The sequence below is a fragment of the Vibrio sp. Y176 genome, from assembly GCF_033438945.1.
This window is the reverse complement of sequence record NZ_JAWOQS010000879.1, coordinates 1-579: the sequence shown is the minus strand read 5'-3', so window position 1 is coordinate 579 and position 579 is coordinate 1. Positions and strand designations below refer to the sequence as shown.

Below are 579 nucleotides of genomic sequence, written 5' to 3'. Positions count from 1 at the left end.
ACGGCAATTATCTAAGATGAATTGAACCTTTTATGCGCGCATTACTTTCCGTTTTACTCGTAGGGCTTATTACGTTTTCCACTCCGTCTTTGGCTTTATTTGGCAAAGACCAGTTTAACAATAGCCAGAACAACAGCTTTGGTAGTAGCAACGACAGCTTTGTTCCGGTCGACCAAGCGTTCCCGTTTAACTTCTACCAACAAGACGACAAGTTGATGCTCGATTGGCAGGTACGTGACGGCTACTATCTGTATCAAGAGCGCTTGTCTGTGTCTGGTGAAAACATCTCTCTTGGCGAACTGCAAATGGAAAACGGCACGCCACATAAAGATGAATTTTTCGGTGATGTGCATATCTACACCACGCCTTTATTTGTGAATGTACCGCTTGATGAGTGGCAAGAAGGCGCACGCGTGATCGTGCAATATCAAGGCTGTGCAAAGGCTGGATTCTGCTACCCGCCAGAAACTCGCATCATTCCAATTGACGCTTTTACGGCTTCCATTGCTGATTCCGCTGTCGCAACAAAACTAACGCAATCGACAGCAAACAACAACCAAACAAGCGCAACATCACCAA

General features: G+C 45.8%; 1 protein-coding gene. It reads left to right on the top strand.

The window, feature by feature from the left end; translation table 11 throughout:
• Window positions 1-32: 32 nt before the first annotated feature.
• On the top strand, window positions 33-579 hold a 547-nt coding region (locus R7O13_RS29190), incomplete at its 3' end, for a protein-disulfide reductase DsbD domain-containing protein (protein WP_318305496.1).